Source organism: Paenibacillus sp. Dod16 (assembly GCF_049893405.1).
Classification (GTDB): Bacteria; Bacillota; Bacilli; order Paenibacillales; family Paenibacillaceae; genus Paenibacillus_AQ.
Window position 1 is genome coordinate 410,065 of record NZ_JBNDYG010000005.1, and the last position, 16,840, is coordinate 426,904.

At 52.9% G+C, this 16,840-nt stretch carries 15 protein-coding genes; all 15 read right to left on the reverse strand.

Features of this window, described 5'->3' with window-relative positions; genetic code table 11:
* Window positions 1–3: 3 nt before the first annotated feature.
* Window positions 4–912 (reverse strand): ribosome small subunit-dependent GTPase A, encoded by a 909-nt coding sequence (rsgA, locus tag ACPV3A_RS06730; RefSeq protein ID WP_100536107.1) that lies wholly within the window; start codon window positions 910–912, stop codon window positions 4–6.
* A 51-nt stretch (window positions 913–963) separates the two neighbouring features.
* Window positions 964–3,099 carry a Stk1 family PASTA domain-containing Ser/Thr kinase gene (pknB, locus tag ACPV3A_RS06735; RefSeq protein ID WP_426198497.1) on the reverse strand — a complete coding sequence of 712 codons (2,136 nt, stop codon included), beginning with the start codon at window positions 3,097–3,099 and terminating at the stop codon, window positions 964–966.
* Window positions 3,096–3,872, reverse strand: a complete 777-nt coding sequence (locus tag ACPV3A_RS06740) for a Stp1/IreP family PP2C-type Ser/Thr phosphatase (RefSeq protein ID WP_076320735.1) — start codon at window positions 3,870–3,872, stop codon at window positions 3,096–3,098. The genes pknB and ACPV3A_RS06740 overlap by 4 nt, the downstream gene beginning before the upstream one ends.
* A 6-nt stretch (window positions 3,873–3,878) precedes the next feature.
* Window positions 3,879–4,919, reverse strand: a complete 1,041-nt coding sequence (rlmN, locus tag ACPV3A_RS06745; protein WP_100536104.1) for a 23S rRNA (adenine(2503)-C(2))-methyltransferase RlmN — start codon at window positions 4,917–4,919, stop codon at window positions 3,879–3,881.
* A gap of 180 nt (window positions 4,920–5,099) precedes the next feature.
* A complete protein-coding gene (gene rsmB / locus ACPV3A_RS06750) occupies window positions 5,100–6,482 on the reverse strand; it encodes a 16S rRNA (cytosine(967)-C(5))-methyltransferase RsmB (protein ID WP_326112355.1) in 1,383 nt (460 codons plus the stop codon).
* Entirely contained in the window at window positions 6,479–7,420 is a 942-nt protein-coding gene (fmt, locus tag ACPV3A_RS06755) for a methionyl-tRNA formyltransferase (RefSeq protein WP_326117779.1), read from the reverse strand. Before fmt ends, rsmB begins: the two co-directional genes overlap by 4 nt.
* Window positions 7,417–7,911, reverse strand: a complete 495-nt coding sequence (gene def / locus ACPV3A_RS06760) for a peptide deformylase (protein ID WP_100536101.1) — start codon at window positions 7,909–7,911, stop codon at window positions 7,417–7,419. The genes fmt and def overlap by 4 nt, the downstream gene beginning before the upstream one ends.
* 43 nt (window positions 7,912–7,954) lie before the next feature.
* Window positions 7,955–10,483 carry a primosomal protein N' gene (gene priA / locus ACPV3A_RS06765; RefSeq protein ID WP_326112360.1) on the reverse strand — a complete coding sequence of 843 codons (2,529 nt, stop codon included), beginning with the start codon at window positions 10,481–10,483 and terminating at the stop codon, window positions 7,955–7,957.
* Complete coding sequence (coaBC, locus tag ACPV3A_RS06770; RefSeq protein WP_326112362.1) at window positions 10,483–11,736, reverse strand: bifunctional phosphopantothenoylcysteine decarboxylase/phosphopantothenate--cysteine ligase CoaBC; 1,254 nt, start codon at window positions 11,734–11,736, stop codon at window positions 10,483–10,485. Before coaBC ends, priA begins: the two co-directional genes overlap by 1 nt.
* 124 nt (window positions 11,737–11,860) lie before the next feature.
* Window positions 11,861–12,061 carry a DNA-directed RNA polymerase subunit omega gene (gene rpoZ, locus ACPV3A_RS06775; protein ID WP_100536098.1) on the reverse strand — a complete coding sequence of 67 codons (201 nt, stop codon included), beginning with the start codon at window positions 12,059–12,061 and terminating at the stop codon, window positions 11,861–11,863.
* Between the two features lie 56 nt (window positions 12,062–12,117).
* Window positions 12,118–12,690: a guanylate kinase gene (gene gmk / locus ACPV3A_RS06780; RefSeq protein ID WP_071223696.1), complete on the reverse strand. Its 573-nt coding sequence runs from the start codon at window positions 12,688–12,690 to the stop codon at window positions 12,118–12,120.
* A gap of 13 nt (window positions 12,691–12,703) precedes the next feature.
* Window positions 12,704–12,964: an extracellular matrix/biofilm regulator RemA gene (gene remA / locus ACPV3A_RS06785; RefSeq protein ID WP_006209218.1), complete on the reverse strand. Its 261-nt coding sequence runs from the start codon at window positions 12,962–12,964 to the stop codon at window positions 12,704–12,706.
* 53 nt (window positions 12,965–13,017) lie between these two features.
* On the reverse strand, window positions 13,018–13,905 hold the full coding sequence (locus tag ACPV3A_RS06790; RefSeq protein ID WP_326096986.1) for a YicC/YloC family endoribonuclease: 888 nt from the start codon (window positions 13,903–13,905) through the stop codon (window positions 13,018–13,020).
* Window positions 13,906–13,943: 38 nt separating this feature from the next.
* A complete protein-coding gene (locus tag ACPV3A_RS06795) occupies window positions 13,944–15,815 on the reverse strand; it encodes a bifunctional homocysteine S-methyltransferase/methylenetetrahydrofolate reductase (protein WP_426198502.1) in 1,872 nt (623 codons plus the stop codon).
* 182 nt (window positions 15,816–15,997) lie between these two features.
* Window positions 15,998–16,834, reverse strand: a complete 837-nt coding sequence (gene dapF, locus ACPV3A_RS06800) for a diaminopimelate epimerase (protein WP_426198563.1) — start codon at window positions 16,832–16,834, stop codon at window positions 15,998–16,000.
* Between the last annotated feature and the right edge of the window lie 6 nt (window positions 16,835–16,840).

Below are 16,840 nucleotides of genomic sequence, written 5' to 3' on the forward strand. Positions count from 1 at the left end.
CATTCAGTACCTCCGTTTCTTGTCTTTCATCTCCGTATAAAACTCCACATAATGCTCATAACGGCTAGCCAGGATGATTCCATCCTCTTTGGCTTGGATCACCCGGCAGCCCGGCTCCTGCAGATGGCTGCAGCCTCTGAATTTACATTCGGCAGCATAAGGAGCAAATTCTCTGAAACAGGTCGATAACTCCTCGACACCCAGCTCCAGAAAATCCAGCTGGCTAAAGCCGGGTGTATCGGCAACATACCCCCCGTTATCAAGCTCAATCAGCTCCACATGACGTGTCGTATGACGACCGCGGCCAAGACGCAGGCTAATTTCGCTCGTCTCCAGCGAGAGGCCAGGCATTAACGCATTCAGCAGGGACGATTTCCCGACACCGGATTGACCGGAGAAGACACTGATTCGACTGGCCAGGCGTTTCTTCACCTCTTCCGTCCCGATCCCTTGCAGAGAGCTGGTAATCAGCACTTCGTAACCAATCTCTTCATACTGGCGCTTCACCTGCTCCAGCACATCGTCGGTGGCGTCCACAAGATCCTGCTTCGTCAGGCAGATCAATGCCTCAAGGCCCTCATGCTCTATATGTACCAGAAACTTGTCCAGCAGATGCAGGCTCAGATCCGGTTCTTTGACCGAAAACAACAGCACCGCCAAGTCGACGTTCGCGACAGGCGGGCGAATTAGTTGGGAAGACCGTGGAAGAATTTCATCCACGGTCCCTTCCCCATTTTCAGTCAATGAGTACATCACGTGATCTCCAACGAGCGGAGAGATACCTTTCTTTTTGAAAATGCCGCGGGCTCTGCATTGAACCGCTGGGTCCTCCCCGGATATAATGTTGCCATCCTGCAGTGGTTTGACATAATAATATCCGCTTAGTGCCTTCACGATCAGTCCCTCTAGCATATAATAGGCCTCACCTTTCTTGTTGAAATTTAGTGTTCTCACGACTTGTTTCTAATCGTTACCATTACCTTTGCCATTACCCTTACCGTTTCCGTTGTTCCCGGAGTCCCAATGATAAGCAGCATCATCTTCCTCATTCGAGCCTTCCTCGCCATTTCCTTCATCCGGATTCGTGTCCACCGGTACATCAGGTTCAACAGGCGGCTGCTCAAAGGTCGGCTGCGGCACGGTACCATTCTTGACATCGCTGTAACTTACGCTGTACGTATCCACTTGGCGACCGTCACGGAAGATCATGACCGTTGCATGCTTGTCGGGAGCCAGCAGCAGCTTAACAGGTACCATTTCGGAAGTCGTAATGGTCTTATTCACGGCTTCCTGATTTTCTCCCAGCGCATCGCTGAAGACCACCCGGATTTTGCTTTCTTGACCTTCGACGCTCGGCGACACCGGTACGCTGTAATTATACTCAAGCGCGTCCGAAGGATAGCCGGAGCTGACGAACAGCGTGATTTTGGAGTTAGGCGCTACAGGAACATTAGGTTCATACGGCCATTGTTCCATTACTTCGCCCTTCTTCACTTCGAAGCTGGATTTCTCCTTTATCGCATCAACCTTAAGGCCGAAGGATTCGATGGTAGCGACCGCTTTGTCTTTGTCCATTCCAATCAGGCTCGGCATATTGACCGTTTGCTTACCCTTACTGATCGTGACCCGTACCTCCACCTGGTCAGGATCAATTTCTGTTTCCGCGGAAGGACTCTGATCAAATATCTGATCGGCAGGTACAGTATCATTGTTTTCAGACGCCTGCTTAATAGCCTTTTCCTTAATGCCCATATTTATCAGGATCTCAACTGCCTGATCAAACGTCTTACCCGAGAGATCCGGCATTTGCTTAAGCGGCTTCTTATCCCCAACCGACAATTGAACCGGTGCCCCCTGCCTGAGCATGGTCTCTGGTTCCTTATCCTGGGCAAACACAATGCCTTCATCGACATTTGGTTTATATTCACGAATGACTTCCTCATCCACCGTCAAACCTTGGGCCTCAAGCGCGCGGATCGCATCCTCTTCCGTCATGCCTACCACTTGCGGCACCTTGACCTCCGGCACCTCCAGCATATTGTTCACATACATGACGACACCAAACATAATGCCGAGGAACAGGAGCACTGAGCCGATGATGATGGTCGGCTTGACCCATTTTTTCTTCGGTTTACCTGTCGGCTTTTCCTCAAAGTCCTCATCATCCGAGTCATCGTCTTCGTCATGATGCTGGCTGCTGCGCTGCATCGTTTTGAGCGCCGGCATGACCAGGGTAGAATCGGCATCGTCCTCGAACTCCATCTTCGGTTCGTTGAGTCGCATCGGCATCAAACACGTCTCGAGATCGTCCATCATCTCTTCGGCAGACTGGTAACGCTCCTCCGGGTTTTTGCGCATGGACTTCAGGATGATGTTCTCCACGCTTTGAGGAATGAGCGGATTCACTTCTCTAGGCTCATCAAATTCCTCCTGGAGGTGTTTCAGAGCAACACTAATGGGGCTCTCGCCCAGAAATGGGAGACGGGCCGTGAGCATTTGATATAACACAATACCAAGTGAGTATAAATCCGATTTTTCGCCCGTAACGACGCCCTTGGCGTGCTCCGGGGAAAAATAATGCACAGAACCCACAACAGAGCCTGTCTGCGTAATGGTTGTCGACGTGACCGCTCTGGCAATGCCAAAGTCGGTTACTTTGACCCTCCCATTACGGCCAATCAGAATATTATGCGGTTTAATGTCCCGGTGAATGATCTGGTTATGATGAGCGTGCCCCAGTGCATCACAGATCTGGGTAGCAATCCGCACAGCTTCTTCCACCTGCAGCGGTGCCCGTTCTTTTATAATTTCATTCAAATTCTGACCTTCGATATATTCCATGACGATGTAATGCACATCTTCCTCTTGGCCCACATCATAGATGCTGACCACGTTGGAATGCGACAACGAAGCCGCTGATTGTGCTTCACGCCGGAAACGGCGAATAAATTCCTCGTCGTGCACAAACTGCTGGCGAAGCACTTTGATCGCTACATTCCGGTTCAGCAAAATATCCTGAGCCTTGTAGACCAGCGCCATGCCACCGCCACCGATGCGTTCTATAATTTTATAACGACCAGCCAATTCATGTCCGATCATGAATCCCACCCCTTTATACGTTGCCCGACAACTTCTTCTTGATGTTCAAACATGGCGACCGTGATGTTGTCCTCACCGCCGGCAAGAAGTGCCAGTTGAAGCAGGCGATCCGCTCTTTCTTCCAGAGGAAGGTCAAGTGAACCGGAAATCTGTCCGATCAGCTCGCGGCTGACCCGGTTGCTGAGCCCGTCACTGCAGAGCAGCAGCACTTCGCCTTCTCCGATCGTAACCGGTGTAAGCTCAACCGTCACATCCACATCCGTTCCTAGCGCCCGGCTTAATACATTTTTCCGGGGATGGGTCTCCAGTTGATCTTCCGTAATCTGACCACTCTTAAAAAGCTCATTGACCAATGTGTGATCATCTGTGAGTCGAATCACTTGTCCGGGAACGACTTTGTAAGCCCTGCTGTCCCCGATATGTCCGATATAGCCTTCGGAACCTCGCAGCAGCACCGCTACAATCGTCGTGCCCATATTGTGAAGCCGCTCATCAGCCGAGGCTTCCCGATAGATAACGGCATTGGCATGCAATATGGCATCACCAAGCGCAGCCCGGATACTTTCCATGGACATGTCCTGTTCCAAAGAGGACAAATCCTCGGCCACGGTATCTACCGCAAGCCTGCTGGCGGTGTCACCCGCAAGGTGACCTCCCATACCGTCAGCAACCACACCCAAGGTATAGCCATGCTCCAGTGTGCTAACAAATACCGAATCTTCATTAACAGGACGAACGCGTCCCACATGGCTTACATGAACCGTCTTGATCAAATCTTCTCACCTCAACTCCATATGCTTGGCCCGCAGCTGACCGCAAGCGGCAGCGATATCATGGCCTTGTTCACGACGGATGGTCACATTGACCCCCTTGTCTGCTAACGCACGTTGAAATTTGAAAATATCGTTCCGCGATGTGCGAACATATTTCCGTTCCGGCACATGGTTAACCGGAATCAGATTGACGAAGCAGTTCATATCCTTAATGACGTCCGCAAGCTCTTCGGCATGCTCAACCTGATCGTTTACGCCGCCGATCAAGGCGTATTCAAACGTAATGCGCCGCCCGGTTTTTGCCTGGTAATAACGAAGCGACTCAATCACGTCGTCAAACGGGAACCGGCGGTTAACAGGCATTAGCTTGGAGCGTAGCTTATCGTTCGGTGCATGTATGGAGATGGCCAGATTAATCTGGGTATCCTCTTCCGTGAATTTATAGATGTTAGGCACAATGCCACTCGTCGAAACGGTGATGTGGCGCTGGCCGATATTCAATCCTTTTTCATGGATCATCGTGCGCAGAAACTTCATCGTCGCTTCATAGTTCTCAAACGGTTCGCCCGAGCCCATGATCACGATGCTGCCGACACGTTCTCCCGTTTTATCGAGAATCTTCTGCGCCTGAACCACTTGGGCAACAATCTCGCCGGAGGTCAGATTTCGCTTCAAGCCACCCAGCGTGGATGCGCAGAACGTACATCCGATACGGCAGCCTACCTGCGTTGTCACGCAGATGCTGTTGCCGTAATTGTGCCTCATGATGACGGTCTCGATCGCATGGTCATCATGCAAGCCGAACAGAAACTTGACCGTTCCGTCCTTCGACTCCAGCTTGGTAATTTCCGTCAGGGTAACAAAACTGAACTCCTGCTCCAGCTTCGAGCGAAGCTCCTTGGATAGATTCGTCATTTCCGCAAAGTCGTTCACCCGCTTCACGTACAGCCAGTCATAAATCTGGGTTCCGCGAAACGCCGGCTCCCCATTCTCTTGAGCCCATGCTTGAAGCTCTTCCAGTGAATAATCATATATAAAAGGTTTCATTCTCACCACACCTGTCTAATTTAGAGGATGTCCAGCCAGCATTCTTCCGAACTCTCCCTATTACATTCATATGCATCTCTTTTTTCATTCTTCCTATTCTAACATAAATAAAAGAGACGGTAAAAGAGGAAAACCCGCCGGCATTGGCGGGATACGACTATAGTCATGGCGGCAGCGCCCTTATGAGGGGCGTCTGCCGAGTCTTGCAATGTAAAAACCGTCACTATGATAGTGCTGGGGCAGAATTTGAATCCCGCCTCCTTGCAGAAGCGATTTCTCTTCCAGCCGGCTTAAGGCGCCAAGACCATCTTCCGCGATTTCAAACTCGGAATGGCCTTCCAGAAAAGCAGATACAACACCTTCATTCTCCAGCGGTTCAATCGTACACGTGCTGTATACCAAGAGTCCTCCGGGACGAAGCAAGGTAGAGACCGACTCCAGCAGCCTTAGCTGCAGCGCCGCAATTTCATGAATGTCCTCCTGTGACTTGCCCCACTTCAGATCGGGCTTGCGGCGGATGACGCCAAGGCCCGAGCAGGGAGCATCCAGCAAAATTCGGTCAAAAGACGCAGGCTCGAAGCGGTCAACCAAATCCAGCGCGTCCCCGGTCACGATCGAAATGCTGTCCAGTCCCAAACGGCTGGCCTGATCCGAGATCAGCTTGCCTTTATGCGCATGAATGTCGTTAGCGACAATGCTGCCTTCATCCTTCATCAGCTCGCCCATGTGGGCACTTTTCCCGCCCGGGGCCGCGCAGCAATCCAGCACCCGCATCCCCGGCTCGGGCTTAACAGCCTCGGCGACCAGCATGGAGCTTTCATCCTGGATCGAAATCATTCCGTCCCGGTACCAATCGGTCAAGGCCATATTGCCCGCTCCTTTTACGACAATCCCATAGGGGCTGAGCGACGAAGGGGTGGCATCGAGGCCGTGGCTGCTCATTAATGTCAGCATGTCCTCACGGCTGATCATCGTGGTATTCACCCTGACGCTGACTGCCGGCGGTTCATTGTTTGCGGCACAGATCGCTTCTGTCGTCTCGATCCCGTACTGGGATATCCAGCGCTCCACCAGCCACTGCGGATGGGAGTGCAGCAGAGAAATGCGCTGAGCAGTCGGCATATTCTCCGGAATCGCCAAGCTTTCCTTCTGGCGCAAAATATTCCGAAGCACCCCGTTCACCATACCGGAAATCCCTTGATGCCCGCGGCGCTTCGCCAGATTAACGGCCTCGCTGACAACCGCGTGATCCGGAATCCGATCCAGATATACGACCTGATACAGACTGATGCGAAGCAGCGCCCTTACCCACGGCTGAAGCTTCTGTACCCCTTTTTTTACAAACTTGTCCAAAAAATAATCGAGCGTGTTCAGCCGCGAGATCGTGCCATAGATCAGCTCCGTGGCAAGTCCCGCGTCGCTCTTCGCAAGCGAGGACTTCTGCAGGGCCGTGTTGAGCAGGAGATTGCTGTACGCTCCCTCCTGCTCAACCTGTGTCAACACATTCATCGCCAGCTCCCGCGGGGAGTCCAGTCGCCCCTTCGGGCTGCGGTTTCCGCTCACGTCAGCACCGTCCCGGCCGTCAGGCTCGTCCCGCGCACGAATTGCGCCGCATCCATTGCCTTCTTGCCGCTGGGCTGAACCGTAAGCAGCGTCAGCGTGCCGTCGCCTGTTTTCACGACGATCCCTTTCTCCTGCAGCTCAAGCACGGTCCCGGGTTGCGCATCGCCAGCTGGCTTCTGGGCGCTGTCCGGCTTAGCCGCTGCCCATACTTTAAACACTTCGCCGTTCCACAGCGTGAATCCGCCGGAATAAGGAACCAGGCCGCGAATTTGATTGTAAATTTCGCGGGAAGTTCGGCTCCAGTCGATCTTCTCATCATCCCGGGTCAAATTCGGAGCATACGTTGCCTTCGAATCATCCTGAGGCTCGGCCTCCACCTTGCCCTTCACGAGCCGCGGCAGCTCCCGCCGAAGCAGCTCGGCGCCGGCTTGGCTCAGCTTCTCGAACATGGTTCCGGCCGTATCGTTGTCTTCGATAGGGACCTCGGTGCGGGCGATCATGTCCCCGGTGTCGAGTCCCTCCGCCATATACATCAGCGTGATGCCTGTGACGGACTCTCCGTTGATGATGCTCCGCTGAATCGGCGCTCCTCCCCGGTAAGCGGGGAGCAGCGAGCCGTGGACGTTCAGGCAGCCAAGCGCTGGCATATCCAGCACGGATTTCGGCAGGATTTGGCCGTAGGCGGCCGTGACAATCAAGTCAGGCTTATATTCGGCCAGTTCGGCCACGGCTTCCGGATTCCGCAGGCGTTGCGGCTGCAGAACAGGGATGCCGTGACGAAGAGCGGCTTCCTTAACCGGCGTTGGGGTCAGCACTTTTTTACGCCCTTGCGGACGGTCAGGCTGAGTAACAACGGCAGCTATGGAATAACCTTCGGCAATCAACATTTCCAGGCTGGGTACTGCAAAGGCCGGGGTGCCCATAAATACGATATTCATCGATTCTCCAGCTCTTTTCTCGGCTGTTCCGGAACATACTCATACACCCGGTCAGCGATTTCCGTAAACAGCACCCCGTTCAGATGATCGATTTCATGTTGAAACGCTCTCGCAAGCAGCCCGGTACCCGTAATGACAAGCTCTTTGCCTTCGCGGTCAAGCCCCTTAACCGTCACTTTCTCCGCACGGCGCACATCCCCGTTCCATCCCGGAATGCTCAGGCAGCCCTCCGGCCCGAATTGCTCGCCTTCGCTCTCCACGATCTCCGGATTGATCATCTTGATCAAGCCATGCTCGTCACCGGCATCGATTACGATCAGACGCTTCAAAATGCCGACCTGCGGCGCAGCCAGTCCGACGCCTTCCGCATCGTACATAGTGTCGGCCATATCGTCCAGGAGCTTTTGAACGTTCGGCGTAATTTTGGTAACTTCCTTTGCCTTTTTATGAAGAACCTCATCCGGTTCTTTAACGATAATTCGAATCGCCATGTCTATGACACCATCCTTGTGCTTTTCATCATTGTATGCTGTATTACATTAACATTTGCGGATCAACGTCAATACTGATCTGGAGCTTGCTGTCCCGCGCCGAATCCTGAAGCTTCTCGGCAACCGAACGCACCAGCGAGACAGCATCCATCGTTCCCCGCCATTTTATCATACATTGAAATCTGTATCTATTTTTCAACCGGGGAATGGGAGAAGCTACCGGACCCAATATATCGAGCGCGCTGGCGTCGAATCGGTCCAGGCTTCCAAACCATCCCCGGCGGTCGGATTCGCTTTTGATCGTCGCGGCGAAATTCTCCGCCATTCTTACCAGCAGCGGCAGCTGTTCATGCGACAGCGTCACCAGGATCAGCCTGCAATACGGCGGATAATGGAGCGCTTTGCGGTGCTTCAGCTCGTCTTTGACGAAGGATAAATAATCATGGCTGCTTGCATGGATAATCGAATAATGCTCGGGCGTATAGGATTGGATAACCACTTCACCCGGCAGCTGATGGCGGCCTGCTCTTCCGGCAACCTGAGTGAGCAGCTGAAACGTCTTCTCGGCCGCCCGGAAATCGGGCAGGTTCAAGGCCGAATCGGCCGTAATGACACCGACCAAGGTGACATCGGGGAAATCCAGGCCTTTGGCGACCATCTGGGTGCCTAGCAGCACGTCCCCCTTTTTATCCCGAAACTGCTTCAGCAGCTTCTCATGGGAGCCCTTCTCGGTCGTGGTATCAACATCCATCCGAATGACGCGAATGCCGGGAAACAGCTTGGCCAATTCTTCCTCGACACGCTGCGTGCCCGTACCGAAATAACGTATATGCTCGCTTCCGCAATCCGGGCAAACCTCCGGCGCTTGTGCGGCATAACCGCAATAATGGCAGCGCAAATTATTCGATTTCTGATGATAGGTTAGCGAAATGTCGCATTCCGGACAGCCTGCCACATATCCGCAGCTCCGGCACATGACAAACGTGGAGTAACCCCGCCGATTCAACAGCAGCACCGTCTGTTCACCGCGTTCCAGCCTTGTCGAAATCGCGGCATGCAAGGAGCGGCTGAACATGGATCGATTTCCTTCACGGAGCTCCTCCCGCATATCCACGACCTGGACCTCCGGCAGCTTGTTGCCCAGCGCACGGCTCGGCATCTCCAGCAGATGAGGCGCAAAATCATCCTGAGCTTGCGATCTCGCCGCATGGTAGCTCTCCAACGAAGGGGTTGCCGAACCCAGAATGACGGCTGCACCGGTCAGCCGGGCACGGTGAATCGCAACATCCCTGGCATGGTACTTCGGCGTCTCTTCCTGCTTATAAGAGCCTTCGTGCTCTTCATCCATAATGATCAGGCCCAGACGGTCAAACGGCGCAAATACCGCCGATCGCGCACCCACGACAACGGACGCCCGGCCTTCTCTTATTTTCCGCCATTCATCATAACGCTCCCCATCCGAGAGCCGGCTGTGCATGACAGCTACACGGTCGCCAAAACGGGCTTTGAACCTCTCCACCATTTGCGGTGTCAGCGATATCTCAGGTACCAGGACAATCGCTTGACGCTCCTGTTCGAGACAGCGCTGAATGGTCTGCAGGTAGATTTCGGTCTTGCCGCTGCCGGTTACCCCGTGCAGGAGAAACACGCCATGCTTGCGTTCATCCAGCTTGTGCACGATACTGCGGTACACCGCTTGCTGCTCCGGTGTGAGCGCCAATGGGGTGCTGGGCGTAAAATGCCGCCCTCGATACGGATCCCGGAACACTTCGATATCCTCAAGGGTAATCAGCCCTTTGTCAGCCAGCGCCTTTACGGTGCCTGCGGTGACGCCCAGCGTCTGCAGCAGATCCTTCTGCGATATCGGCAGAAATGCTTCCATCTCCAATATATATTGGAGCACTTCCTTCTGACGCTGGGCCTTGGCAGGAAATGAAGCCAGCGCCTGTTGCGCTTCCTCGCTCGATACGGCAAGCTCTACCGCTTTCATCGTTTTTTTCTGCAGTTTATCCTTGATTTGCTGAAACTCACTCAGCCGTCCTCGGCCGATCAGCGCTTTAATGGTAGCAGCTCCATCCGGAAATGCTCGGGTTAACTGCTGGAGCGAAACCTCGCCTCTCTGACTGACAAACCGGATCATTTCCTGCTCCGACTCGCTTTCCGGCAGCAGCGCAAATAATCCGTCGCTTTCCTCCGTCAGACCTGCGTCTGGCTCGCTAAGGGAAATATATCGCTCGGCTTTCCCCTTCAGCGCCGTTGGCAGCATCGATTGCAAGACCGATATATAACGGCATGCATAACGCTCCTTCATCCATTCTCCAAGCTCAATCAGTTCAGGCGAAAGAGGCGGCATCACATCGAGCACTTCCTGAATCGGCTTCATTTTGGCCGTATCCATCTCGGGCCTTGGATGCAAAGAGACCACGAACCCTTGGAGCGTACGGTGCCCAAACGGCACGCCGACCCGGCTGCCTACCTCAACCCAGGGCCGGAGTTCCTCGGGAATCAAATAATCAAAAGGTCGGTCCGTATCCTTGGACGGCACGTCCACAATCACGCGGGCCATTTCCATCAGGATGACCTCCCGGACAACCGATCAGCCGCCAGCGTTAACAGCCTCTGGGCCACTTCCTCCTTGGACATCACTGGGAGCTGGAGGACCAGTCCTTCTGCATCAAAAATATGAACGCTGTTCGTATCCGTGCGGAAGCCCGCTCCTTCCTGTGTAACATCGTTAGCAACGATCAAATCGCAATTTTTACGTTTCAACTTTTCCCTGGCGAACTGCTCCACCGTATCGGTTTCAGCCGCAAATCCGATTAAGAACTGGGAGGTTTTTTGGCGTCCCAGACTCTCCAGAATGTCCGTTGTCTTGACAAGATCCAGCGTCATGGTCTCCCCGCGCTTTTTGATCTTTGATGTCGCTACCTCCGCAGGGCGATAATCGGCAACCGCCGCCGCTTTGACCACGATATCGCTATGATCGAACACGCGCAGCACCGCTTCGTACATATCTTGGGCCGATTCCACCTTTTCCGTCCGGATTCCCTCTGGTGGAGCTTCATCGGTATGAGCGGCAATCAGGTGAACATCCGCTCCCAGCTGCTTGGCCGCTTTCGCGATCGCAAATCCCATTTTTCCGGAAGAATCATTCGTTATATACCGGACCGGATCAATGCGTTCGATCGTGCCGCCGGCCGTGACAACTACCTTTTTACCATGCAATATGCCTGTGGTGCTGCTCGCTATTTCTTCATTCAACGCCACAGGCTGTACTGCACGTTCTCGGAAAAACCGTTCAACCACATCAACAATCGTATCAGGCTCTTCCATCCGTCCCTTTCCGACGTATCCGCAAGCGAGAAGCCCCTCCCCAGGTTCAATCATGGACACCCCGCGGGAGACCAGCGTCTCCATATTCGCCATGACGGCCGGATGCGTGTACATATGCACGTTCATTGCCGGCGAGATCATGACAGGTGCCGTGGTCGCTAGCAGCGTCGTGGTCAGCATGTCATCCGCCAGGCCATGTGCCATCTTGCCGATGACATTGGCTGTAGCCGGAGCGATCAACACCAAATCGGCCAGATCGGCCAAGTGGATATGCGAGACGACCGATGGGTCCCGTTCATCAAAGGTATCGCTATAAACCGGGTTTTTGGTCAGCGTTTGAAGCGTTAATTCCGGAATGAATTGCTTCGCGGATTCCGTCATAATGACATGCACATCCGCCCCCCTCTGGACAAGCCTGCTGCATAAAGTCGCTGCTTTATACGCGGCAATGCCACCTGTAACGCCAAGCACAATGACTTTTCCGTTCAACATGACAATCCCCCGCTTTCCATTGTATAAAGGCTACATTCTCATATCTTCTCAAAAAAATAACAACCTTTCGGTTGTCACATTTTCGCGCGCTAACGCATGTTATTCAAATATTGAAGAAAAAGTCTTAGTCCTGTCCCTTCTCGATTTTCACGTAATCGCCATAGATTTCTTCCAGAGCGACACCGACAAACTTATGGGATTTCGGATTCTTCAACTCGCTGACTCCGCCTTCACGCAACTGGCGTGCACGGCGGGAAGCCGCAACCACAAGAGAATATTTACTGTCTACCTTATTCATCATTTCATCAATGGATGGATATAACATGGCGAAGCACCTCTTCTTCTTTTACTTGAAAGTTAACACGTCTATGAATAGACAGCTTACTTTCTTACCTTACAATGTTCGGCAATAATGATAGATTGTATTCTCTCACAAGCGAGATTGATTTCATCGTTCACTACCGCATAATCATAATGCTGCAGCAAATTGATTTCGTCAACCGCTACGGACATGCGGTGGTCGATGGTAGCTTGACTCTCTGTTCCCCGGCCCTGGATCCGATCTTTCAGCTCATCCAGAGACGGCGGCATCAGAAACACAAAGATACCTTCCGGAAACTTCTCCTTGACCTTCAGTGCACCCTGCACTTCGATCTCCAGTATAATATCCTTGCCGGAGGCTAAAGTTTCTTCCACAAAATCACGCGGGGTTCCATAATAGTTCCCGACGTATTCCGCATATTCGAGAAGCTGGTCGTTCTCAATCATATCCATGAATTGTTCCCGACTTTTGAAAAAATAGTTCACACCATGTACCTCACCGAGCCGCGGCGAACGCGTCGTAGCCGACACCGAATACACCAGCTCCGGAACCCGGCTGCGAAGCGCCGTACAGACGGTTCCTTTTCCCACCCCGGAAGGACCGGACAATACAATCAATAATCCTCTAGACATAGTACTCCTCATCTTATTCGTCGTTGTCGTCATCTTTGCTGGACAGACGGTGAGCCACCGTTTCTGGCTGCACAGCCGATAAAATCACGTGGTCGCTATCCGTAATAATAACAGCCCGTGTCCTTCGGCCATATGTAGCATCAATCAGCATATGACGGTCCCGTGCTTCTTGAATGATCCTCTTGATCGGAGCCGATTCAGGACTCACGATTGAGATGATCCGATTGGCCGATACGATGTTTCCGAAGCCAATATTAATAAGTTTGATTGCCATAGTGCGGTTGCTCCCCCTATACATTTGACTCTTACTTGCCGATGAAGCTGCGGTCATTCCACATTAGCGGCTTGTTCACGAATCTTCTCCAGTTCCGCTTTCATTTCGACAACACGGTTTACCAGAGTCAGATGATTGGCTTTCGATCCAATCGTATTGACTTCTCTGTTCATTTCTTGAATCAGAAAATCCAGTTTACGGCCTACAGGGCTCTTCTGATGAAGCAGCTCTCTGCATTGCTCCAAATGGCTGTGAAGTCGAATCAACTCCTCGTCCACATTGGAACGTTCAGCAAACAGCGCGACTTCCATTCCGAATATATGTTCATCAACAGCAAGCGATCCGTCATCAAGAGATTCTATGCGCTGCCGCAGACGCTTCCGGTACTCTTCCGGAACTGCCGGAGCAAGTTCGGTCATCTCTCGGTGAAGCAGCATCAATCGGTCAAGCCTCTGCCCGATATCCTTCACGAGAAAAGAGCCTTCCCTGCTGCGCATCTGGATCAGACCCTCCAGCGCTTGTTCAAGACCTTGAAGAAGCGCATCATTCCATAACTTCTGCTGCGCTTCATCCATGGGAAGTCCGCTCGGACTAACAAGAACATCTGGCAGCGACAAAATATCCCGCACCGCCAGATCTCCCTTGATTCCATATGACTTCAAATCCTCGGCTGCCTGTAAATACGCCTGAACCATGGCGTGGTTCAGCACGGCACCCTGGGACTCGCCGTTGTTTTCCTTGTTAATATAAACATCAATCCGTCCGCGTCCGATTCGGCTCTGTACCATCCGTCGAAGTGAATCCTCGAAGAGAGCCCATTCACGGGGCATACGAAAGACGATTTCACAATACCGATGATTGACTGACTTAACTTCGAAAGAGATACTGTAACCTTGAAAATCGACAACGGATTGCCCGTATCCGGTCATGCTCAATGACATCGGAATCACATCCATTACACTATTGTAATTGATAATTATTAATGAAACAAGGGGGTCAATCGGCGGCCCGATTTCTCCCAGACATACTCCATTAATTGTACGCTCATTTCATAGAACATAAACGGCGTCATCAAATATATGCCGTTAAAATGCGCTGTTGCAACATCCAGCAGCTCCTTGCCGATCTTAACGCCCATCGCCCGGCCCGCTTCGCCTTCAAGCCCGGCCATGCGGCTGCGGACTTCGTCCGACAGTTGAATGCCAGGCACCTCGTTATGCAGATACTCTGCGTTCCGTCCGCTTGCCAGCGGCATGATGCCGATAAAGATCGGAATATCCAGATGTGCCGTCGCTTCCCTCAGCCTAACCATTAACTCGGGATCGTACACGGGCTGCGTCATCACATAATCCGCACCGGAAGCAATCTTCTTCTCCAAGCGGGCAACCGCCTTGTCCAGATGCCTTACATTGGGATTGAACGCTGCACCGACAACGAATTTGGCCTTTTGCTTCAGCGGCTTTCCGGAAAAAGCAATGCCCTCGTTCAGCTGTTTAATCATGCGGATGATTTCAAATGAGGTCATGTCGTACACCGAGCTGGAATCCGGCAAATCCCCGAAGCGTGCCGGATCACCCGTCACCGCAAGCACATGGTCGATGCCGAGCGCATCAAAGCCCATCATGTGCGACTGCGTACCGATCAGGTTTCGGTCACGGCAAGCGATGTGAATCAGCGGCCGCAGTCCCGTGCGTGCTTGTACCAGATGTCCAAGGGCCATGTTGCTCATACGGGTTACGGCCAGCGAGTTATCCGCAAGGGTCAAGGCGTCGGCTCCTGCTTTTTTCAAAGCTTCCGCGCCCTTCATGAACTTGGTGATATCCAAATCCCTTGGTGGGTCCAGTTCCACGATCACCGTATGCCGCTCCTTCACGATATCAACAATCGTCGGCTCCCCGCTGCGCTCGTAAAACTGCTCCTGGGCCGTCTCGTGAATCACGATCCGGTTGACCTCAGCCTCCTCGACGATGGGAAGCGGCGCAGGTACATAACCGGACAACGCCGATGAAATTTCAGCGATATGCTCCGGCGTCGTTCCGCAGCAGCCGCCGACAATCCGGGCGCCGCGATCCGCAAACTCCAGGGCTGTCCTGCCAAAATACTCGGGACTCGCACCATACCGGTATTCCCCGTCCACATAATCGGCGATCCCCGCATTAGGGTAGACCGAAGCCGGAAGATTCATCATGCCGTTCAGAGTCTCCAGCGCACGCATAATGCCGTTTGGACCTGTCCGGCAGTTAAAGCCGATCACGTCCGCCCCTTCTTGACTCAGTATGCGGTATGCATCCGGCATCGTGAAGCCGTCCAGCGTGCGGGCAATATCCTCTACCGCAAACTGGCAGATCACCGGCAGGTCGCTTAGCATCCGAGCCTGCGCCAAAGCCAATTGAATTTCATCCACGTCATAGAACGTTTCGAGCAGAATGCCGTCAACGCCTTCCGATATGAGTACCGACAGCTGCTCTTCGAAATAACGCTTGAGCTCGCTCGTGGAAATGTTGCTCCTTTTGCCCGCGCGAATGGAGCCTACCGCACCCACTACATATCCATGATCACCGGCAGCATCACGCGCAATTCTCACGCCTGCACGGTTAATCTCCCCTACCTTCGCCTCCAAACCGTATTTGGACAGCTTGTCATAATTGGCAGAGAACGTGTTCGTCTCTATGACCTGGGCACCCGCCTCAACATACTGGCGATGAACGTTCCCGATGACCTCCGGGGAGGTTAAATTCAGTTCTTCATAAGAAATGCCTACAGGAAATCCTTTTTGATATAAATAAGTACCCATCGCGCCGTCACCGACCAGTACCTGATTCTCCCATGCCTGCCGAAGATTCGGTTTCATCGCGTTTCTCCTCCACCCGACGTTTATTTTCAACTAATGTATCATAAAACCTCTCAAAAGATAAAGAGACAAAAGGGAGGCCTTCCGAAGGCCTCCCTAATGTGTCCACCCCTACAGGACAAACTTTAGATCATACTGTTTTTTGCTTTTGCGGGCGGGGATTGTCGCGGCTGGCGAAGGCTCTACGAGGCAAGCTTCCCTGCGTACACGACTTCGGCCGGCCCTGTCATGTATACATGATTGTCGGACTCATCCCACTCGATGAATAAGTCCCCGCCTTTAAGAGAGATCGTCGCGCTGCGGTCTGTCAATCCGTTCAGCACCGAGGATACCAATGTTGCGCAAGCGCCGGTCCCGCAGGCCAATGTCGGTCCTGCACCGCGCTCCCATACCCGCATGTCCACTTGACTCCGTGAATTCACCGTCGCAAACTCCACATTAATCTTTCTCGGGAACAGCGGATGCACCTCCAGCTTGGGTCCCCATACACCAAGGTCGAAGTTAATTGCATCGTCCACATAAATGACGCAGTGCGGATTGCCCATGGACACCGCAGTGAAACGGAACTCCTTGCCGTCCGCTTCAATGGGATGATTCACTACCGGATGGAGATCGATTGTCGTGGGCACGCTCAATCCATTCAGAACCGGTTCACCCATGTCTACCCGCACACTGCTTACTTGACCTTCCTGCACCGTAAGGCGTACTTGCTGTACTCCGGCGCCGATCGTTTCTATGGTAATCTCCTCTCGGTCAATATGGCCGTGATCATACACATATTTCGCGACACAACGAATGGCATTGCCGCACTGCTCCGCTTCGGAACCGTCTGAATTCATGATGCGCATCATGAAGTCAGCCTTCGTGGAAGGTAAAATATATACAAGTCCGTCTGCACCGATGCCGAAAAAGCGATTGCACAGCTTCACGGCCCGTTCGGATGCATTGGATGGAAGTTCTTGCTCGCCGTATACAACAACGAAGTCGTTGCCAAGTCCATGCATTTTCGTAAATTCCATCATAAA